The organism is Burkholderia sp. PU8-34 (assembly GCF_053427725.1).
In genome coordinates this window covers 548,487-567,565 of record NZ_JBSAXC010000002.1, presented here as the reverse complement: position 1 = coordinate 567,565, position 19,079 = coordinate 548,487, and the positions used below count along the sequence as shown (strand labels likewise).

Here is a 19,079-nt window from a genome sequence, read left to right as displayed (position 1 = left end):
GAACTAGGTTCCCTGCTCGTCACACCACTGGATTGCCCAGCGCTTTGCGGAATCAAATGCCGCTTCCTCAGAAGGAAAGTCCCCTAGATCGCCTGAGTACTTTACCTCGACTGCAGTGGCTCCTGACGCCGCAGGGCGATAGATCTTTGCCCGTCCGTAAAAATGGCCGCCCTCGTCAAGAGGCGTCGCATCGATGTGAAACCCCTTGTACTCGAATTGCATAACGGTCTCCTCGAGGCAATAGCGTAAATCCTAGCATGACCGAAGCAGCACAACGCATATTGGAAGTGACCCGGACAAATTGGGGGTTGAGACGAGTAGCTACCTGACCGTCGACGAGCTCGCCGTACTAATCGGAGGCAAGCCCCCCAGCTTTGCCTGAATGAAACGGTGGCTCGAGCGCAATCGCTGGCCGTATGCCGTCAACATCGCCGGCGTGCCGCTCGTGACGCGCGAGTATCACCATGCCCGCATGAACGGCGCCGCACCGCTCGCGCCGGCGAGCATCGCTGCTGACGAAGAAGAACCGAATTTCGACGCACTCGCAGCATGATCGGATGACGAAAACGCCCGGACGGATTTCCGTTCCGGCTCTATGCCAACTGCGGGGCGCACCAGGTCAGCTTCGGATACAAGCTGCCGAACGGGCGCTGGGCGTTCCGCCTGGGCTATTGCGAAAAGCAGGCGAAGGCGCGCGGCGTGCCGTTCGAACGGTTTGCGCTGCGCGACATGCGACCGGCCGCCGTGACCGATCGGCAGGAGGAAGGCGACGATCGCATCATCGATGCGACCGGCGATACAGATGAGCGCATGGTGCGAAAGACGTACGATCGACGTCGCGCGCGGAAAGTACGGGCGACCCTCTAGTCACAATCTACCCTAGACCCTCGACAGATACGTATTCGTCGGCCTCGGGCACATAGACGTAACCGTCAGCGGTACTGTAGCGAGCAAGTTCATACACCGCACGCGGAGGCCACGGACGAAGCGACCTTGGCCGATATCGACTGGCCGCAGTAAGAAGGGGATGTGCGGACGAACGCGGCGTTGATGCTTGTATCAATCCGCCATCGTGTCAAGACCTCCGCGAATATGCACCGATCCGTGTGGCAGCATCCTGTGTCCGCGAATCCGGGGGTATTGCCGTGAATAGAGAGACCCAGAACAAACTAGACGCACAGATGAATCGCTACAGCGAGCATCTGTATGCGAATGCGCTTTCGGTTGCTGATGAATGGAGCTACTTACAGTGGATCTGCGTAGGCGACAATCGCGCCTGTGATGTATGTCGGAAGCGAGACGGGCGAGTATTCCATATCTCAGATCCAATTTGGCGGTTGCTACCGCCGATTCATCCTGGCTGCCGATGCCACTTTCGATTGCGGCGCCAGAGCGATCTAGATCGGCTCGGGTTGCTCGTTTCGTCCGGGCATGAATTTATGGACGAAACAGGCGCGCCTCGGTAAAGACAAATCGTGCGCGAAAATTTCGGACTGTTCGTGTGTGAAATCGTCCGCGAAGCCGTACCAAACGCGCACGACGCCCGACTTCTGACATTCCCCGGATGTCGGATCTACGACGCAAAAAGGCCCGCTCAATGGCGGGCCTTCTGCTCAATCCTCCAAATTTTGGAATCACATCTTCCAAAATTTGCAACACATCAGCGCTCATGCGCTGCAAGTGCTTGAATTTTTTGGGGTGGCTGATGGGACTCGAACCCACGACAACAGGAATCACAATCCTGGACTCTACCAACTGAGCTACAGCCACCACTGATACTGCTTCTTCTCCACCGCCGCGTTGTTTCGTGTTCAGCAGCAGAGAAATGAGATTATATGGGGTCTCTTTAATCTTGCCAAGCGTTTTTTTCAAAAATTTCGTCGACAGCGAAAAGATGTGCGCGCGCCTCGTCGAACACGGCCAGATCGCCGCGCGCGAGCTTCTTGCTGTCGGACAGCACGCGTCGCCAGCCGCGCGCACCCGCCACGCCGCGATACAGCCCGAGCGCATGACGCACGACCGCGCCCAGGTAGGTGCCGCGCTTGAGTTCCGCCGCGCAGTATTCGATCAGCCGCGCTTCCGCTTCCTCACGCGTCGGCGCCGCATCGTTCGCGCCATAGAACCGCGCGTCGACGCCCGCAAGCAGATACGGATTGTGATACGCCTCGCGGCCGAGCATCACGCCGTCCACGTGCTCGAGATGCTGTGCGACCTCGTCGAGCGTCTTGATGCCACCGTTGATGACGATCTCCAGCGCCGGAAAATCGCGCTTCAGCCGATACGCATAGTCGTACTTGAGCGGAGGGATCTCGCGATTCTCCTTCGGAGACAACCCTTTCAGGATCGCGTTGCGCGCGTGCACGACGAACACCTCGCAGCCCGCGTCGGCCACCGTGCCGACAAAGTCCCGAACGAACGCGTAGTCCTCGACCGCGTCGACACCGATCCGGTGCTTGACCGTCACCGGCACCGACACCGCGTCGCGCATCGCCTTCACGCAATCGGCAACCAGTTGCGGCTCGTTCATCAGGCACGCGCCGAACGCGCCGCGCTGCACCCGCTCCGACGGGCAACCGCAGTTCAGGTTGATTTCATCGTAGCCCCACTGCTCGCCGAGCTTCGCGGCGCGCGCGAGATCGTCCGGCTCGCTGCCGCCGAGTTGCAATGCAACCGGCGATTCGCTCGGCGTGAACGCAAGATGCCGCTGCGCGTCGCCGAACAGCAGCGCGCCGGTCGTGATCATCTCCGTGTAGAGCCATGTATTGCGCGTGAGCGTGCGGTGGAAGGACCGGCAGTGACGGTCAGTCCAATCGAGCATGGGCGCCACGGACACGCGGCGTGGAGGAAGCGAAGACGAAGCGGACATGGAATTCGGGCAGCGAACGGCGCGGAAACAACCCGCCATTCTACCGCAACGGGCGCCCTACCCACCCGGCGCTACGCTTCCGCGTTGCCGGCCAGTTCCGCGTCGACCGCGCGCCGCGCGGTATCGAGCACCCGTTCGAGCACGCGCCGCTCGGTCAACAACAGCCCGTCGACCTTCACGAGCCGCCAGTCGATCCGCACCGCATCGCCTTGCAGCACACGGTAGTGCACATGCTCGCCGTCCCAGACCTGCTCGGTCTTCACTTCGATCTCGAAGCCGCGGTACGGCTCGCTGTAGTCGCCGAGGTCTCTGCCCTTCAGTTCCATCGCGCGCTCCGTCGGGACACGGCGCCCCGCGCACGCCGGCAGCCCGGCGCGAGGCGCTCAGTCATATTCATCTGACAAGATGGCCTTGCCATCGGCGGTGAGATCGACCCGGTCGCCGGCCGTCTGATAGATCAGCCCTTCGTTCAGCAACACGTAGACGATGTCGCCGAACGCCGCCGGCACCGGCCGGCTGTCGCCGAACTGGTCGATCCATTTCAGCGCTTCGATGGCTTCGGGAGAAAGGATGGGGGTCATGCGCTACCTCCGGCATCGGTGTCGCTCCATCCTAGCACTTCGTCCGGGCGGCGAACACCGATGCATGCACGCATCGCAGCGGCGCCGGGCGCCGTCCCGGGCCGCGGCCCGACAACGGCATCCCGGCCAGGTCAGCCGCGCTCAGAGCCGCGCAATCGACACCTCGGTCGATTTCACGAGCGCGACGACTTCGGCACCGACCTTCAGTTCGAGTTCGTCGACCGAGCGCGTCGTGATCACCGAAGTGACGATGCCGAATGGCGTCTCCACATCGACCTCGGACACCACCGGCCCACGGATGATCTCCTTCACCTTGCCTTTGAACTGGTTTCGCACATTGATTGCAGTAATGCTCATCGGGTTGATCGCTCCGAACAAAAGGTCTCAAAACGGGCGGCCCAAGCCGCCCCGGGGGTCAACCGGTCTCAAACGGCCCAGCGGATCCGCCTGGCCGGCCGCGCATCGTCCGCCGCGCCGGCGTCATGCGCAGCACGCGCCACCGCACCCGGGCCACCCGCGAGCACACGTTGCAGCACGCGATCCTCGAGCGCCGCAAACGCGGCTGACGCGCGCGCCCGCGGCCGGTCGAGCGGTACCGGCTGGTCGAGTGCCACGCGCCCCTGCTCGATCAGCAGGATCCGGTCGCCGAGCGCGACGGCTTCCTGCACGTCGTGCGTGACGAGCAGCGCCGTGAACCGATGCTCGCGCCACAGCCGCTCGATCAGCGCGTGCATCTCGATCCGCGTCAGCGCGTCGAGCGCGCCGAGCGGCTCGTCGAGCAGCAGCAGTTGCGGACGATGTACAAGTGCCCGCGCGAGCGCGACCCGCTGGCGCTGGCCGCCCGACAACTGCGCGGGCCAGTCGTCGGCCCGTTCGAGCAGGCCCACTTCGTCGAGCACCGCACGCGCATCGTCGCGCGCGCTGCGCCCGAGGCCGAGCATCACGTTCTGCAGCACGGTTTTCCACGGCAGCAGGCGCGCGTCCTGGTACATGATCCGGGTGTCGAGCGTGTCGCCGCCCGCGCCGCGCGCGACGAGCGAGCCGGTGCTCGGCTGCTCGAGGCCGGCGACGAGCCGCAGCAGCGTCGACTTGCCGCAGCCGCTGCGGCCGACGATCGCGACGAAGCTGCCGCGCGCGATGCCGAGGTCGACGTTGTCGAGCACGGTGCGCGCACCGAAACGCTTGCTGACGCCGCTCAGCGTGACCGCGTCGTCCAGCGTGGGGCTGCCCACGCGGCGCCGAGCGAGCGGCACGACCGCCGCACCGCTGTCGCGATCGAGGATCGCGGCGTCGCGAGCGTCGCAGTCCGCGATGCGCGCCTGCGTGAATTCCGCCTCGAGGTCCGCGGCGGCGAGCGGCCCGTAGCCGGCCGCCGAAATCGTCGCATTCATGCCTGTGCTCCTGATTGATAGGCGGGGTGCCAGCGCAGCGTCACGCGCTCGAGCCATTTGGCAAGCACGTCGGCCAGCTTGCCGAGCACCGCGTACAGCAGGATGCCGACCACCACCACGTCGGTCTGCAGGAATTCGCGCGCGTTCATCGTCATGTAGCCGATGCCCGACTGCGCGGAGATCGTCTCCGCGACGATCAGCATCACCCACATCAGCCCGAGCGCGAACCGCACGCCGACAAGGATCGACGGCAGCGCACCGGGCAGGATCACGTCGCGATAGAGCGCGAAGCCGCGCACGCCGTAGCTCTTCGCCATCTCGATCAGGTTCGCGTCGACCGAGCGGATCCCGTGATACGTGTTGATGTAGACGGGGAAGAACACGCCGAGCGCGACGAGGAACAGCTTCGCCTGCTCGTCGATGCCGAACCACAGGATCACGAGCGGAATCATCGCGAGCGCGGGAATGTTGCGGATCATCTGGATCGTCGAATCGAGCGCGACCTCGGCGGCTTTCGACAGGCCAGTCGCCAGCCCGAGCGCGAGGCCGACGCCGCCGCCGAGCGCAAAGCCGAGCAGCGCGCGCCAGGTGCTGACCTTCACGTTCGCCCACATCTCGCCGGACACGACGAGCGACCACGCAGCGCGCACGACGGCAACCGGCTCCGGCAGCACGCGGGTCGACAGCCAGCCGAGGCGCGCGCCGGCTTCCCAGACGATCAGCAGCGCGAGCGGCACGAGCCACGGCGCCGCGCCGCGCCACACGCGGGCAGCCACGCCGCCCGTCGCAGACGGGTTCGTTGTTGACGCAGACGGTTTCGTTGTCATCGCAGGCCTCCTGTCGCTCAGCTCTGGCTCGCCTTCGGCAGGTAGCTGTTGCCGACGATCTCGCCGAACGGGCCGGACAGCGGACCGGTCGCCTTCGCGGCACCCTGCCCCTTGATCAACGGGAACACGAGTTCGGCGAAGCGGTACGACTCCTCGAGGTGCGGATAGCCCGACAGGATGAATGTCTCGATGCCGAGCTCCGCGTATTCGCGCATCCGCGCCGCGACCTGCTCCGGATTGCCGACGAGCGCCGTGCCCGCGCCGCCGCGCACGAGACCGACGCCGGCCCACAGGTTCGGATACACCTCGAGCGCCTCGCGGCCGCCTCGCTTGCCGCCGTGCAGCGCAGCCATGCGGCGCTGGCCTTCCGAATCCATGTTCGAGAATGCCTGCTGCGCGCGTGCGATCGTCTCGTCGTCGAGCCGGCTGATCAGGCGCTCCGCATCGCGCCACGCCTCGTCTTCGGTCTCGCGCACGATCACGTGCAGGCGGATGCCGAACTTGATCTCGCGGCCGCGTTCCGCCGCGCGTGCACGCACGTCGGCGATCTTCTTCGCGACGGCCTCGGGCGGCTCGCCCCAGGTCAGATAGGTGTCGATGTGATCGGCGGCAATCGCATGCGCGGCCGGCGACGAGCCGCCGAACCACAGCGGCGGATGCGGGCGCTGCACCGGCGGATAGAGCGCCTTGCCGCCCTTCGACTGCAGGTGCTTGCCGATATAGTCGAAGCCGCCATTGTCGTGCGACGCGGACAGCAGCCCGCGCCAGATATGAAGGAAGTCGTCGGTGATCGCGTAGCGCGTATCGTGATCGGCGAACAGGCCGTCGCCTTCGAGTTCGGCGGCGTCGCCGCCCGTCACGACGTTGATCAGCAGGCGCCCGCCGGACAGCCGGTCGAACGTCGCGGCCATGCGCGCCGCGAGCCCCGGCGATGCGATGCCGGGCCGCACCGCGACCAGGAACTTCAGACGCTGCGTCGCCGGAATCAGGCTCGACGCGACCACCCACGCATCCTCGCAGGAACGCCCGGTCGGCAGCAGCACGCCCTCGTAGCCGAGCGTGTCGGCCGCGACCGCGACCTGCTTGAAGTAGTCGTAATCCGCGGCGCGCGCGCCTTCTGCGGTACCAAGATAGCGGCTGTCGCCGTGCGTGGGGATAAACCAGAACACATTCATCTGCTGCTCCTGCGGACTGTCCTTGCCAGAATTGAGATAAAACGCGGCCCTGCTCGCGTCGCGGACGGGCGGCGCATGCATGGTGCGGGTTCGAATCGGGGTGCCTTGCCGGTCAGCCGCGCGGCGGGCGAATACACGATGGCGCAATGGCGCGGCTGTTTCTGGGAAATCAGTCTAGGGATCGGGGGTGGGCTTTGGAACGATTTTTTTGAGCTTAGGTTTTCCGCTTTCGTGATTAGCGCGACGCTGCAGCGAATATCGGATCGAGCGTCGGGGCAAGCACCCCTATAATGACGCACCATTCCGAACAATTCCGCGCGGACGGCCCCGGCCATGCGCGCTTGCGGTGCACTCATCGATGCAGAAAGTCATCCTGCCGTTCCTGTCCGGCTTCCTGGCCGCCCTCTTCTTCCGCGAAGCAACGCTCGCGCTGCTGCATACCGCCGACCTGATCGCGACGGCCGGTTTCTCGACCACGCCGTTCGCGCCGCTCGGCATTCCTGAATTTGTCGCGAACGCGCTGGTCAGCGCGTGCTGCGCGATCCCGATGGCGTGGCTGCTGCGCGTGTCGCCGGAACGCGAAGCGCCGTGGATCGGCGCGCTGGTGTTCGGCGGGATCGTCCTGACGGCTGCGCGCGTATTCGCGATCGATCCGCTGCGCGGCATCTGGCCGTCCGGCAACATGCTGCCGGTGCTCGCGGTCGGCTTCGCGGCGAACGCGATGTGGGGCTGGGGCTCGCTCGTGTTCATGCGCGCGTTCATGTCCGACGACGCGGGCGAAGACTGACGGGCGCGCCGGACGCGAACACCCGCGTCGCGCTCGGCGGATCGACATCCGCAAACGGCACGGCCGCCTGCAGATGCAGGCGGCCGTGCCGTTTTGCTTCACCGCTTCGCAAGGCCGGAAGTCGGCGGCAACCGTCGCCGCCCGCCCCGGCGCGTCAGTCCTTCAGATTCCGCAGCGGATGCGTATCCGGCGTCCACGGGCTGTCGAACATCGCCAGCACGTCCGCGCGACTGACGTCCGCAATCGACCTGAAGCGCCAGACCGGTTGTTGGTCCTTGTCGACGATCAGCGCGCGCACGCCTTCGATCACATCGCCACGCGCAAACGTCGAACGCGTCAGGTCGAGATCGCGCCGCAGGCAGTCGGCCATCGTCGCGCCGCGCGCGCGCTCGATCAGTTCGAGCGACACGGCCATCGACAGCGGCGACAACTGGCTGCGCATCGCATGCGTGGCCTTCTCGACCCATGTGTCGACGGCTGCGCAATCCTGTTCCGCATCGAGCGACGCGAGAATCGCGACGACATCGGGCTGCGCGAAATGGCGGTCGATGCCGGCGCGCGCGTCGGCGAGCGCCGACGTATCGGGTGTCGGCATGACCTTGTGCGCGGCGGCCGCCGCGGCGACGCACTCGACCGCCTGCGCACCGCTGTCGAAGCGCTCGTGGCGTAGCGCGTCGAGCATTGCCGGCAACGCGGCATCGGGCAGGTAGACATCGGCAAGTTGCGCATAGAGCGCCCCCGCCGCATCGACCGTCGCGCCGGTCACCGCGAGATAGCGGCCGATCGCGCCGGGCGTGCGCGCGAGGAACCAGCTCATCCCGACGTCGGGAAAGAGGCCGATGCGCGTCTCCGGCATCGCCATCTTCGTCGAATCGGTGACGACCCGCAGCCCGCCCGTATGCCGCGCCGCCTGCGAGATGCCCATGCCCCCGCCCATCACGACGCCGTGCATCAGCGCGATGTACGGCTTCGGATAGGTGAAGATCGCATGGTTCAGCGAGTATTCCTCGATGAAGAACGCATCGATCGCGTCGCGGTCGCCGCGCTGCCACGCGTCGTGGAAGAAGCGCACGTCGCCGCCCGCGCAGAACGCGCGCGCGTGCGGGCTGTACACGACGACCGCAACGACCTCGGGATCGTCGCGCCATGCGTCGAGCGCCGCGTGCATCGTGCGGATCATCCCGACCGACAGCGCGTTGAGCGCCTTCGGCCGGTTCAGTTCGAGAAAGCCGATGCGGTTCGCCACGTAGGCGCGCACGTCGGGCTGGGTGGAATCGACGGGAGTGGAATCGGTCATGGATGACATCCGGCGGGTTGCGGACGCACGCTCAGTGCGCCTGCATCTTCGAGAACAGGTTCAGCACGACGACGCCCGCGACGATCAGCGACAGGCCGATCACCGCCGGCACGTCCGGCACCTGACGGTACAGCAGCATCGCGACGAGCGTGATCAGCACGATGCCCGCGCCCGACCACACCGCATAGATGATGCCGACCGGCATCGTCTTCAGCGTCAGCGACAGGCAATAAAACGCGGTGGCGTAGCCCGCGACGACGAGCAGCGACGGCCACAGGCGCGTGAAGCCCTCCGCTGCGCGCAGCGCGGACGTGCCGACCACCTCCGCGACGATCGCGATCGCCAGCCATGCATAACCCGGGATCTGCATCGCTCAGCTCCTTGCGAGCGCGAGCGCCGCGTAGTCAACGCCGAGCTCCGCGCACAGCACCTCGACGACGAACTCGTGATCGGCACGTTGCGGCAGCCCCGACACCGTCACCGTGCCGATCACGCCGGCGCCCGCGACCGTCAGCGGAAACGCGCCGCCATGCGGCGCGTATTCGGCCGACGGCAGCCCGTGCTTGTCCGCGAGCGTCGTGCCGGCCTGCTGCATCCGCAGCCCGATCGCATACGAGCTGCGGCGGAAATGCGCGACGACGTTGCGCTTGCGGCGCACCCAGTCCGCGTTGTCGGGTGTCGCGCCGTTCAGCGCGGCAAAGAACAGCGTCTGGCCGAACGTGCCGATGTCGATCGCGACCGCATGGCCGCGCGAAGCGGCGAGCGCGTGCAACCGGCTGCCGAGCGTCCACGCGCGAGCAGCATCGAATTGGGGAAAGACGAGCGCCTGTTCCTGCGCGCCGATCGATTGCAGATCGAGAGCGATATCCATGAATCCGTCAGAGCGAAAAGGTAGATGCTGCGGTAGATGCAGCCGATGCCGCCGCGATCGCGCGCAGCCGTGCCGCATGAGTGACGAAACAAACCGCTCGATTCTAGCGCACGGGCTGCCGTACCGGCCCCGCAAGCCGATTGTCAAAAAGGGCTTGCGCGTGCTCGGGTATCCCCTTATAATTCATTTCTTCGACGGACGCGGGGTGGAGCAGTCTGGCAGCTCGTCGGGCTCATAACCCGAAGGTCGTAGGTTCAAATCCTACCCCCGCAACCAAGCGTCCCGATTCACGCAGAAAGCCCGGCCAAAGTGCCGGGCTTTTTGTTTTTCACGCGCCGCTGCCGCCCTTCCGGGCCGTCACGCCTGCGCCGGTACGCGTGCGACGCCACCATTCAAGAATGCTCCTCCCGGGTGATACACTCGCATCACCTCGTCCCTTCCATTCGACATGAAATTCTGCTCCGTCTGCGGTCACGAAGTCATCGCGCGCATCCCTCCGGGCGACAACCGCGAACGCTTCGTCTGCGATCACTGCGGCACGATCCATTACCAGAACCCGCGCAACGTCGTCGGCACGGTCCCCGTGTGGGGCGAGCAGGTGCTGCTGTGCCGCCGCGCGATCGAGCCGCGCTACGGTTTCTGGACCCTGCCGGCGGGCTTCATGGAGATGGGTGAGACGACGGCCGAGGCCGCCGCGCGCGAGACGCTCGAGGAAGCCGGCGCGCGCGTCGAGGTACAAAGCCTGTTCACGCTGCTCAACGTGCCGCACGTGCACCAGGTGCATCTGTTCTACCTGGCACGGCTCGTCGACCCTGCCTACGAGGCCGGCGAGGAAAGCCTCGAGGTGAAGCTGTTCGACGAGGCCGACATCCCGTGGGACGAGATCGCGTTCCCGACCGTCAGCCAGACCCTGAGATTCTTCTTTGCCGATCGTGCCGCCGGCGACTACGGCGTGCATACCGGCGACATCTTCCGCTCGCTGCGCAACGGCTGAGCCGCGGCCCATGGTCCCCTGGCTCGGCCCGGACGATCCGTTTCCGCCCGTCGAACGCGCGCTCGGCGCGGCGACCGGCGCACCGGGCCTGCTTGCCGCCAGCGCCGACCTGCTGCCGTCGCGCCTCATCGACGCGTATCGGCGCGGCATCTTCCCGTGGTATTCGGACGGCCAGCCCGTGCTGTGGTGGAGCCCCGACCCGCGAATGATTCTCGTGCCGGCCGAATTCAAGGTGTCGCCGTCGCTGAAGAAGACGCTGCGGCGCGTGCTGCGCGAACCGGCGTGGGAAGTGCGCGTCGACCACGACTTCGCGGGCGTGATGCGCGCGTGCGCCCTGGCGCCGCGCCGCGGGCAGCGCGGCACGTGGATCACCGCGGAGATCATCGACGCATACACGACGCTCTACCGCGCGGGCAACGCGCACAGCATCGAGACCTGGCGCGACGGACGGCGCATCGGCGGACTCTACGGCGTCGCGCTCGGGCGAATGTTCTTCGGCGAATCGATGTATGCGGACGAGACCGACGCGTCGAAAATCGCGCTGGCCGCGCTCGTCGCCCACCTTCGCGACTGCGGCCTGGAGATGATCGATTGCCAGCAGAACACGTCGCATCTGGCGTCGCTCGGCGGCCGCGAGATCGCACGCAAGGCCTTCGTCGCTCACGTGCGCCGCGCGGTGAGCGAACCGCCCATTCCGTGGCGATTCGACAAGCACGTGCTCGCCGCGCTGGCGAACCGCAGCGAACCGGCGGGCCCGGCCGGAAACGTGCGTTAGCGCGGCACGCCATTCATCCATTTCCCGCGGCAGTCGTGGACTTGCTGTTGTGGATGACCTCGACGCGGCACTCGCCCGGCCACGCCACGCACACCTTGAAGTCGATGAATCCGAACGTGTGCAGCAGCATCAGCAGGACGGCGATGCCGCCGATCAGCGAAACCGTGGTGCTGGCGGTTTTCACGTCAGCCCGCCGCTTGTCAGGTCACGAACTCGGCGGGTGTTGTCGATTCGGCGGAATCCGTTCGGCATGGCTGCGGCGAAATACTGTATGAATATACAGCATAGCACGACAAGCGCTTGATCGAGCCCTTTTGGTGCGACGATGGAGTGCGTCTAACGCAAAAATCGTTGTCGACACGCCAGAACCCGATCGTCGAAGCCAAAAGGCGTGCAATACCCTCGTCCCAACCCGTCACCGTCCGACAGAAAGGCGTCCCCCTTATTCCCGACTGGTTGCGCGCGTCCGATCAGCCTATTGTTGAATCTGGACATGATGCATTTAGCCCCGTTTTCATGTTAATTTTCTTGTAGCCGGTTTCGTTGCCATTCGGCGGAAAGTTGCCGAATGTCGAAACACACGCCGTTGATTCACAAGGGTTTTTGCATCAGATGATGAACTGCCAGCAGAACACGTCGCACCTGGCGCCGCGCTGGCGGGCCGCAGCGAACCGGCGGCCCCGGGCGCTGGCGCGGCACTCCATCCCTGCATCGAGAGTTGCCCATGACTCACCCGACTGAGCTGCCGCTTTCACCGCTTTCGGCGCTGCAATTCTATGCAACGGCGCCCTATCCGTGCAGCTATCTGGACGGCCGCATCGCGCGCTCGCAAGTCGCGACGCCGAGCCACCTGATCAACTCCGACATCTACACCGAACTCGTCAAGGCGGGCTTCCGTCGCTCCGGCGTGTTCACCTACCGGCCGTACTGCGACGGCTGCCGCGCGTGCGTGCCGGTGCGCGTGCCGGTCGCGGCGTTCGTGCCGAACCGCACGCAGCGGCGCATGTGGAAGCGGCACCACGAACTCGTTGCGACGGTGTCGCCGCTGCATTACGACGAAGAGCATTACGCGCTTTACATGCGCTACCAGTCCGCACGCCACGCAGGCGGCGGCATGGACCGCGACAGCCGCGACCAGTACGAGCAGTTCCTGCTGCAGAGCCGGATCAATTCGCGCCTCGTCGAATTCCGCGACCTCGACGCGCCGGGCGGCGAACCCGGCAAGCTGCGCATGGTCAGCATGATCGACATCCTCGGCGACGGGCTGTCGTCGGTCTACACGTTCTTCGAACCGGACGATCCGCACTCGAGCTACGGCACCTACAACATCCTCTGGCAGATCGAGCAGGCGAAAAGCCTCGGCCTGCCTTACGTGTACCTCGGCTACTGGATCCGCGAGAGCCCGAAGATGGCGTACAAGGCGAACTTCCATCCGCTCGAAGGCCTGGTCGACAGCCGCTGGAAGGTGCTCGATCCGCAGAGCGTCGAGCTGCCGCCCGTCGACGCGGCGCTCGCACGCGCGCCGCTGCCGGGCGGACACTCCGGCTCGCCCTGAGCACGTCTGCGCGCATCCGCGTACATCCGTGACCCGGCACGACGCGCGCTCGCGCGCCGGCCGCCCCGCCCCGTCGACCCCGTCGACCCCGTCGACCCCGTCGCCCCGTCGCCCCGTCGCCCCGCCGGCGAAGCGCGTACCAAGCGAAGCCCGCCCCTGCCGCGCAACTCCCGGTAAAATAGCGGGTTGTCATCTTTCTGGCTGTCCGCCCACTCGCCGTGTTCAGTTCCCTCTATCCGCTGGCCCGCGCATCCCTGTTCAAGATGGATGCGGAAGACGCTCACCACCTCACGCTGCGCGCACTCGGCGCGGCCGGCCGCACCGGCCTCGCCTGCGCGCTGTCGGCCCGCGTGCCCAACGCGCCACGCACCGTGATGGGGCTCACGTTCCGCAACCCGGTCGGCCTCGCGGCGGGCCTCGACAAGGATGGCGCCGCCATCGACGGCCTCGCGGCGCTCGGCTTCGGCTTCATCGAAGTCGGCACCGTCACGCCGCGCCCGCAGCCCGGCAATCCCCGGCCGCGCATGTTCCGCCTGCCGCAGGCCGACGCGCTGATCAACCGGATGGGCTTCAACAACAGCGGCGTCGACCAGTTCGTGAAGAACGTCCAGGCCGCCCGCTACCGCGGCATTCTCGGCCTGAACATCGGCAAGAATGCCGACACGCCGATCGAGCGCGCCGCCGACGATTACCTGTATTGCCTCGAGCGCGTCTATCCGTTCGCAAGCTACGTGACGATCAACATCTCGTCGCCGAACACGAAGAACCTGCGCCAGCTGCAGGGCGCAGGCGAGCTCGACGCGTTGCTCGCGGCGCTCAAGGACAAGCAGCAGCGTCTCGCCGACCTGCACGGCAAGCTCGTGCCGCTCGCGCTGAAGATCGCGCCGGATCTCGACGACGAGCAGGTCAAGGAGATCGCCAACACGCTGCTGCGCCACAAGATCGAGGCCGTGATCGCGACCAACACGACGCTGTCGCGTGCGGCGGTGCAAGGCCTGCCGCACGCGGACGAGGCCGGCGGCCTGTCCGGACGGCCGGTGTTCGAGGCATCCAACGAGGTGATCCGCAAGCTGCACGCCGAGGTCGGCAGCGCGGTGCCGATCATCGGCGTCGGCGGCATCTTCTCCGGCGAGGACGCACAGGCGAAGCTCGCAGCCGGCGCGTCGCTGGTTCAGCTGTACACGGGGTTCATCTACCGCGGCCCGGCGCTCGTCGCCGAATGCGTGAACGCCGTCGCCCGTCAGCGCGCGTCGTAATATAGGAATAAACAAACGATATTTAGAGGCCGATTGCATTTTTGCTATTATCGGCCCCGATTCGGAATCATTGGCCCGATCCGGGCAAGGAAACAGACAATGAAAACTACGCTGCTGAAGAAACTGCTGGTCGTCGGCGTGATCGGTGCTGCGCTCTCCGCTGCAACCGCGCACGCGGCCGACCTCCTCGACCAGGTCAAACAACGCGGCACGCTGCGCGTCGGCCTCGAGGGCACGTTCCCGCCGTTCAACTCGAAGAACCCGCAGGGCGAGCTGGTCGGCTTCGACGTCGACATCGCGAAGGCCGTCGCATCGAAGCTCGGCGTGAAGCCCGAATTCGTCACGACCGAATGGAGCGGCATCATCGCCGGCCTGCAGGCAGGCAAGTTCGACGTGATCGTCAACCAGGTCGGCATCACCGACCAGCGCAAGCAGACGCTCGATTTCTCGCCGGCGTACACGTACTCGTCCGCGCAGCTGATCCAGCGCAAGGACGACACGCGTGAGTTCAAGTCGCTCGAGGACCTGAAGGGCAAGAAGCTCGGCGTCGCGCTCGGCACGAACTACATGGACATGGCGAAGTCGGTGCCGGGCATCGACGTGAAGACCTATCCGGGCGCGCCCGAATACCTGCGCGATCTCGCGGCCGGCCGTCTCGACGCGGCGCTGAACGACCGCCTGATGCTCGCGTACCTGACGAAGAACTCGCAGCTGCCGCTGCGCCCGGGCGCGAACGTGGGTTCGGCGAACCCGTCAGGCATTCCGTTCAAGAAGAACAACCCGAAGTTCCAGAAGGCAATCGACGAAGCGATGGCGCAGCTCGAAGCCGACGGCACCTTCGCGAAGATCTCGGACAAGTGGTTCGGCATCGACGTGACGAAGCCGGTCAAGTAAGCACGCAGACCTTGCCCGCCTGACGCGGGCCGGAAAGGGCGGCATCCGTCACGATGCCGCCCTTTGTTTTATTCGTCCGGTTTATGATTGCGCTTTTGCGCACGCATCCGATCAGCAATTCATGTCGACCACTTCCCTGCTCGTCCAATCGATGCCGGTGCTCGCCCAGGGCGCCGTGCTGACCGTCAAGTTCGCTGTCCTGTCGATGGTGTTCGGCCTCCTCGGCGCCGTCGTGCTGGCGATGATGGGCATCCGGCAGAACGACGGGCTCGCCGGCTTCGAACGCTTCGCCGTCAACGCGCTCGCAGCGCTCGCGCGCGCGTACGTCAGCGTGATGCGCGGCACGCCGCTGCTCGTCCAGATCTTCGTCATCTACTACGGGCTGCCGAGCCTCGGCATCTCGCTCGACCCGACGCCCGCGGGCGTCATCGCGCTGTCCGCGAACGTCGCGGCTTACATGTCCGAAAGCATGCGCGGCGCGATCAACGGCATTCACCGCGGCCAATGGCTCGCGTCATACAGCCTCGGGCTGTCGTGGGGGCAGACGCTGCGCTACGTGATCGGCCCGCAGGCGCTGCGCATCGCGGTGCCCAGCCTGTCGAACAGCCTGATCAGCCTGATCAAGGATACGTCGCTCGTGTCGGTGATTACCGTCACCGAGCTGCTGCGCAGCGCGCAGGAATTGATCGCGTCGACCTACCAGCCGCTGCCGCTGTATCTCGCGGCGGCCGCCGTGTACTGGGTGCTGTGCCAGATCCTCGAATGGGTGCAGCGCTGGTATGAACGGCGGCTGTCGCTGCCGGCGCGGCACTGAGGCGTCATGTGCCAGGCTGCGCGAAGCAGCCGGATTCCGGGAACCCCGGAATCGCCTCGGCGCCGGGACGTTGAGCGCCCCGCGCCGATGGAGCCAGGTTGCCGAGCGCACCGAGGCGCCGCGCAGGCCGTGCGCCACATCGTGGCGTGCGGCCGGCAGCCGAGGCTCGGCCGGCCTGCTTCACTCCCCCGGATAACGCACGCCGAGCGTAGCGCGCGCCGCATCCGTCATCGCGATCATCTGCCGCGAGTGGTCGTGCGTCATCACCGGGCTTTCGATCGCGCCCGCCCGCAGCAGATCGCAGAAATGCGCGGTCTCGTAGTTGAGCCCGCCGCCGTCGAACGGCTCGTCGAGCTCGACCACGCGCCCGTCCTCATAGCAGATCGTCGCGCGCGCGGGGTTCCACCATTTCTCGTGAATCGTCACGTGCCCGCCCGCCGCGGCAAGCAGCGCGTCGCCCCGCCCCATCACGTCGAGCCCGCAAAAGAGCTGCGCAATGCCGCCATTCGCGTGGCGACTGTTCAGGCTCGCGAACACGTCGACGCCCGTCGCGCCGACGCGGCCGAGCGTCTGCACGTCGAGCGGCGCGCCGAGCCAGTCGACCGCGAGAAACGTCTCGTAGATACCGATGTCGAGCAGTGCGCCGCCCGCCTGTTCGAGACGGTACACCGGATGGTCACCGGGCACGCCTGACGACGCGCAGCCGGCCCGCACGAGCCGGATCTCGCCGATCGGATCGTCGCGCAGGTGCGCGCGCAGCGTCCGGTACAGCGGGTAGAACGGCGGTTTCATCGCTTCCATGAACAGGCGGCCGGCATCGCGCGCTGCGCGCAGCACGGCCTCGAGCTGCGCGGCATTCAGCGTCGCGGGTTTTTCGCACAGCACGGCCTTGCCGGCCGCAAGCGCCGCCAGCGTGAAATGCGCATGACTGGCATGAAGCGTCGCGATGTAGATCGCGTCGACGTCGCTGGCAAGAAGCGCGTCGAGACTGGTGAAAGGCGTGCCGCCGTGGTCGGCGCAAAACGCTGCCGCGGCGTCCGCGCGGCGCGCCCAGACGCCCGCGAGCGCGGCGCCGGGCACATGCGCGAGACTTTGCGCGAAGCGGCGCGCGATGCTGCCCGCGCCGACGATGCCGAAGCGCACCGTCCGTGTGTCGAGGTCGTTCATCCGGATCATCCGTGTCGGTGGTGTCACGATGGCCGACACCTTGCCGGCCGGCCGTCATGATAAACGGCAAGCCGGTGTCCGGACGAACGGGGGCGAGCGGCCCCTGCGCGCGGTCAGGCGCGCACGGGCACGTCGACGGAGAAATCCCGGGAGATCTCGTCGGCGCTGTAGTCGATCAGCGCGAGCGACGCCGCCTCGGCCTCGCGCGGATCGCGGCGTTCGATTGCATCGACGACCCGCGCATGCGCCTTGACCGCGACCTCATGCGCGCCCTCCTTCTGCACCACGCGCGGGTTCACGAGCCGCACCGCGCCGCGCACGATCGCCGCCATCTGCTGGAAGAACTGGTTGCCGCTCGCATGCACGATCCGCGTATGCAGCAGCTCGTCGGCCGCATCGTAGCCGGCATCGCCCGGCTGCAGCGCCTTGAATGCCTCGAATGCCTCGCGGATGCCGGCCACGTCGGCTGCGCTCGCGCGCACGGCCGCCTGCGCGGTCGCCCGCGGCTCGATTAGCATCCGGAATTCGATCACGTCGCGCATGAACTGCGGATCGGGTTTCGCCCGGAACCGCCAGCTCACGACGTCCTCGTCGATCATGCGCCAGTCGCGCATCGGCCGAACGCGCGTGCCGACTTTCGGACGGACGTCGAGCATGTCGCGCGCCAGCAACATCGACAACGCTTCGCGCATCACCGTGCGGCTCACGTCGAATTCTTTCGACAGCACATCCTGCGGCGGCAGGATACCGCCGTACTTGTCCTCGACGATGCCTGCGACAAGCCCATCCATCACTTTGGCGACCAGTGACCGGTCTTTGCCCTGCTCCATGACACCTCCCCGTGCGTCTATTTGCGAACACCTGCTCCGCAGTTCCGCCGGCCCTGGTTACGACTGTTCTTATGATCTATAAGTTGATGAGTTTCGGGCCCATTCCGCTATCTGGTAAACACCTGACAGGGTTATCCCTCTTTTCGATCGGGGTGAGTTATAAGGCTTCAAAAAAAGCCCGGGAAGCGCTCTGCGCTTGCCGGGCCGCGATTTCTGCAAGATTTTTGGCAGGCAGTGCGTTATGCACTGCTTTTCAATTCTTTCAGTGGGCAGGATAAACGATAGTCTCGACGCCGCTCTCCGTGCCGAGCAGGCACAGGTTCGCGCCGCGCTGCGCGAACAGGCCGACCGTCACCACCCCCGGCCATGCGTTCACCTGAGCCTCGAAGCCGCGCGGATCGGCGATTTGCAGCCCCTTCACGTCGATGATCTCGTTGCCGTTGTCGGTGATGTACGGCGCGCCGTCCTTCGTCACGCGCAGCACCGGCACGCCGCCCGCCGCCGTCACGCGGCGGCCGATCGCGGTGCGCGCCATCGGCACCACTTCGATCGGCAGCGGGAAGGCGCCGAGCACCGGCACGCGCTTGCTCGCATCGGCGATGCAGACGAACGTGTCGGCCACCGATGCGACGATCTTCTCCCGCGTCAGCGCGCCGCCGCCGCCCTTGATCATTGCGCCGCTCGCATCGATCTCGTCCGCGCCGTCGACGTACACCTGCAGCGACTCGACGTCATTCAGGTCGAACACCGGAATCCCGTGCGACTTCAGGCGCTCGGTCGTCGCGACCGAGCTGGACACCGCGCCGCGGTAGCGCGACTTGACGGCCGCGAGCGCGTCGATGAAGCAGTTGGCGGTCGAGCCGGTGCCGACGCCGATCACCGCGCCTTCCGGCACGTTCTGGATCACGTAATCGGCCGCGGCCTGGCCGACGAGGCGTTTGAGTTCGTCTTGAGTCATGGGAGGGTGATGCTCTGCGATTGCGGAAAACCGCCAGTTTA

The 19,079-nt window shown here is 66.1% G+C and carries 25 protein-coding genes and 2 tRNA genes; 11 read left to right on the top strand and 16 right to left on the bottom strand.

Going from position 1 to position 19,079, the window contains the following annotated elements; all coding sequences use genetic code 11:
- Positions 1–3 precede the first annotated feature (3 nt).
- On the bottom strand, positions 4–222 hold the full coding sequence (locus tag ACV22Z_RS07260) for a hypothetical protein (RefSeq protein ID WP_448075631.1): 219 nt from the start codon (positions 220–222) through the stop codon (positions 4–6).
- A gap of 160 nt (positions 223–382) precedes the next feature.
- Between ACV22Z_RS07260 and ACV22Z_RS07255 the strand changes: the two genes are divergently transcribed.
- From ACV22Z_RS07255 to ACV22Z_RS07245, 3 genes are all read left to right on the top strand, one after another.
- A complete protein-coding gene (locus tag ACV22Z_RS07255; RefSeq protein ID WP_448075630.1) occupies positions 383–553 on the top strand; it encodes a DUF4224 domain-containing protein in 171 nt (56 codons plus the stop codon).
- A gap of 146 nt (positions 554–699) precedes the next feature.
- A complete protein-coding gene (locus ACV22Z_RS07250; RefSeq protein WP_448075629.1) occupies positions 700–867 on the top strand; it encodes a hypothetical protein in 168 nt (55 codons plus the stop codon).
- A 314-nt stretch (positions 868–1,181) separates the two neighbouring features.
- On the top strand, positions 1,182–1,466 hold the full coding sequence (locus ACV22Z_RS07245; protein ID WP_448075628.1) for a minor capsid protein: 285 nt from the start codon (positions 1,182–1,184) through the stop codon (positions 1,464–1,466).
- Positions 1,467–1,694: 228 nt separating this feature from the next.
- Here ACV22Z_RS07245 and ACV22Z_RS07240 read toward each other — a convergent pair.
- The 8 genes from ACV22Z_RS07240 to ssuD all read right to left on the bottom strand — a co-directional run bounded on the left by ACV22Z_RS07240 (position 1,695) and on the right by ssuD (position 6,840).
- Positions 1,695–1,770, bottom strand: a tRNA-His gene (locus tag ACV22Z_RS07240).
- Positions 1,771–1,846: 76 nt separating this feature from the next.
- Positions 1,847–2,866, bottom strand: coding sequence for a tRNA dihydrouridine(20/20a) synthase DusA (dusA, locus tag ACV22Z_RS07235; protein WP_448075627.1), 1,020 nt, complete (start codon positions 2,864–2,866; stop codon positions 1,847–1,849).
- 71 nt (positions 2,867–2,937) lie between these two features.
- Positions 2,938–3,192 (bottom strand): hypothetical protein, encoded by a 255-nt coding sequence (locus ACV22Z_RS07230; protein WP_448075626.1) that lies wholly within the window; start codon positions 3,190–3,192, stop codon positions 2,938–2,940.
- A gap of 57 nt (positions 3,193–3,249) precedes the next feature.
- Positions 3,250–3,447 (bottom strand): hypothetical protein, encoded by a 198-nt coding sequence (locus ACV22Z_RS07225; protein WP_448075625.1) that lies wholly within the window; start codon positions 3,445–3,447, stop codon positions 3,250–3,252.
- Between the two features lie 141 nt (positions 3,448–3,588).
- Positions 3,589–3,804, bottom strand: a complete 216-nt coding sequence (locus ACV22Z_RS07220; protein ID WP_006400187.1) for a TOBE domain-containing protein — start codon at positions 3,802–3,804, stop codon at positions 3,589–3,591.
- Positions 3,805–3,872: 68 nt separating this feature from the next.
- The gene (locus ACV22Z_RS07215; RefSeq protein ID WP_448075624.1) at positions 3,873–4,838 is read right to left on the bottom strand and encodes an ATP-binding cassette domain-containing protein; all 966 of its coding nucleotides are present in this window, start codon (positions 4,836–4,838) and stop codon (positions 3,873–3,875) included.
- Complete coding sequence (gene ssuC / locus ACV22Z_RS07210) at positions 4,835–5,665, bottom strand: aliphatic sulfonate ABC transporter permease SsuC (protein ID WP_448075623.1); 831 nt, start codon at positions 5,663–5,665, stop codon at positions 4,835–4,837. The genes ACV22Z_RS07215 and ssuC overlap by 4 nt, the downstream gene beginning before the upstream one ends.
- A gap of 17 nt (positions 5,666–5,682) precedes the next feature.
- The gene (ssuD, locus tag ACV22Z_RS07205; RefSeq protein ID WP_448075622.1) at positions 5,683–6,840 is read right to left on the bottom strand and encodes an FMNH2-dependent alkanesulfonate monooxygenase; all 1,158 of its coding nucleotides are present in this window, start codon (positions 6,838–6,840) and stop codon (positions 5,683–5,685) included.
- A gap of 358 nt (positions 6,841–7,198) precedes the next feature.
- Here ssuD and ACV22Z_RS07200 point away from each other — a divergent pair, with 358 nt between their 5' ends.
- Positions 7,199–7,627, top strand: coding sequence for a hypothetical protein (locus tag ACV22Z_RS07200; RefSeq protein ID WP_448075621.1), 429 nt, complete (start codon positions 7,199–7,201; stop codon positions 7,625–7,627).
- A 154-nt stretch (positions 7,628–7,781) separates the two neighbouring features.
- Here the strand turns inward: ACV22Z_RS07200 and ACV22Z_RS07195 are convergent, their stop codons facing one another.
- Genes ACV22Z_RS07195 through ACV22Z_RS07185 form a run of 3 tightly spaced genes read right to left on the bottom strand, consistent with a single transcriptional unit; the run spans position 7,782 to position 9,795 of the window.
- Complete coding sequence (locus ACV22Z_RS07195) at positions 7,782–8,924, bottom strand: enoyl-CoA hydratase/isomerase family protein (RefSeq protein WP_448075620.1); 1,143 nt, start codon at positions 8,922–8,924, stop codon at positions 7,782–7,784.
- A gap of 31 nt (positions 8,925–8,955) precedes the next feature.
- On the bottom strand, positions 8,956–9,294 hold the full coding sequence (locus ACV22Z_RS07190) for a DMT family transporter (RefSeq protein WP_448075619.1): 339 nt from the start codon (positions 9,292–9,294) through the stop codon (positions 8,956–8,958).
- 3 nt (positions 9,295–9,297) lie between these two features.
- Entirely contained in the window at positions 9,298–9,795 is a 498-nt protein-coding gene (locus ACV22Z_RS07185; protein WP_448075618.1) for a heme-degrading domain-containing protein, read from the bottom strand.
- A 199-nt stretch (positions 9,796–9,994) separates the two neighbouring features.
- Between ACV22Z_RS07185 and ACV22Z_RS07180 the strand changes: the two genes are divergently transcribed.
- The 3 genes from ACV22Z_RS07180 (at position 9,995) to aat (ending at position 11,564) form a co-directional block, all read left to right on the top strand.
- Positions 9,995–10,071: transfer RNA gene (locus ACV22Z_RS07180), tRNA-Met, on the top strand.
- 172 nt (positions 10,072–10,243) lie between these two features.
- Positions 10,244–10,789 carry an NUDIX hydrolase gene (locus tag ACV22Z_RS07175; protein WP_448075617.1) on the top strand — a complete coding sequence of 182 codons (546 nt, stop codon included), beginning with the start codon at positions 10,244–10,246 and terminating at the stop codon, positions 10,787–10,789.
- Positions 10,790–10,799: 10 nt separating this feature from the next.
- Positions 10,800–11,564, top strand: coding sequence for a leucyl/phenylalanyl-tRNA--protein transferase (gene aat / locus ACV22Z_RS07170; RefSeq protein ID WP_448075616.1), 765 nt, complete (start codon positions 10,800–10,802; stop codon positions 11,562–11,564).
- A gap of 13 nt (positions 11,565–11,577) precedes the next feature.
- Here aat and ACV22Z_RS07165 read toward each other — a convergent pair whose 3' ends face one another.
- On the bottom strand, positions 11,578–11,748 hold the full coding sequence (locus tag ACV22Z_RS07165) for a hypothetical protein (RefSeq protein ID WP_448075615.1): 171 nt from the start codon (positions 11,746–11,748) through the stop codon (positions 11,578–11,580).
- 540 nt (positions 11,749–12,288) lie between these two features.
- On the opposite strand from ACV22Z_RS07165, the gene ACV22Z_RS07160 reads away from it, so the two are divergent.
- The 4 genes from ACV22Z_RS07160 (at position 12,289) to ACV22Z_RS07145 (ending at position 16,083) form a co-directional block, all read left to right on the top strand.
- Positions 12,289–13,119, top strand: a complete 831-nt coding sequence (locus ACV22Z_RS07160; protein ID WP_448075614.1) for an arginyltransferase — start codon at positions 12,289–12,291, stop codon at positions 13,117–13,119.
- 218 nt (positions 13,120–13,337) lie between these two features.
- Positions 13,338–14,375: a quinone-dependent dihydroorotate dehydrogenase gene (locus tag ACV22Z_RS07155; protein ID WP_448075613.1), complete on the top strand. Its 1,038-nt coding sequence runs from the start codon at positions 13,338–13,340 to the stop codon at positions 14,373–14,375.
- A 99-nt stretch (positions 14,376–14,474) separates the two neighbouring features.
- On the top strand, positions 14,475–15,269 hold the full coding sequence (locus tag ACV22Z_RS07150) for a cystine ABC transporter substrate-binding protein (protein WP_448075612.1): 795 nt from the start codon (positions 14,475–14,477) through the stop codon (positions 15,267–15,269).
- A 121-nt stretch (positions 15,270–15,390) separates the two neighbouring features.
- Positions 15,391–16,083, top strand: a complete 693-nt coding sequence (locus ACV22Z_RS07145) for an amino acid ABC transporter permease (protein ID WP_448075611.1) — start codon at positions 15,391–15,393, stop codon at positions 16,081–16,083.
- A 180-nt stretch (positions 16,084–16,263) separates the two neighbouring features.
- Here ACV22Z_RS07145 and ACV22Z_RS07140 read toward each other — a convergent pair whose 3' ends face one another.
- The 3 genes from ACV22Z_RS07140 to rpiA all read right to left on the bottom strand — a co-directional run bounded on the left by ACV22Z_RS07140 (position 16,264) and on the right by rpiA (position 19,038).
- Complete coding sequence (locus ACV22Z_RS07140) at positions 16,264–17,250, bottom strand: Gfo/Idh/MocA family protein (RefSeq protein WP_448075610.1); 987 nt, start codon at positions 17,248–17,250, stop codon at positions 16,264–16,266.
- Positions 17,251–17,363: 113 nt separating this feature from the next.
- Positions 17,364–18,080: a FadR/GntR family transcriptional regulator gene (locus ACV22Z_RS07135; protein WP_448075609.1), complete on the bottom strand. Its 717-nt coding sequence runs from the start codon at positions 18,078–18,080 to the stop codon at positions 17,364–17,366.
- A 262-nt stretch (positions 18,081–18,342) separates the two neighbouring features.
- Positions 18,343–19,038: a ribose-5-phosphate isomerase RpiA gene (gene rpiA / locus ACV22Z_RS07130; protein WP_448075608.1), complete on the bottom strand. Its 696-nt coding sequence runs from the start codon at positions 19,036–19,038 to the stop codon at positions 18,343–18,345.
- Positions 19,039–19,079: the final 41 nt, after the last annotated feature.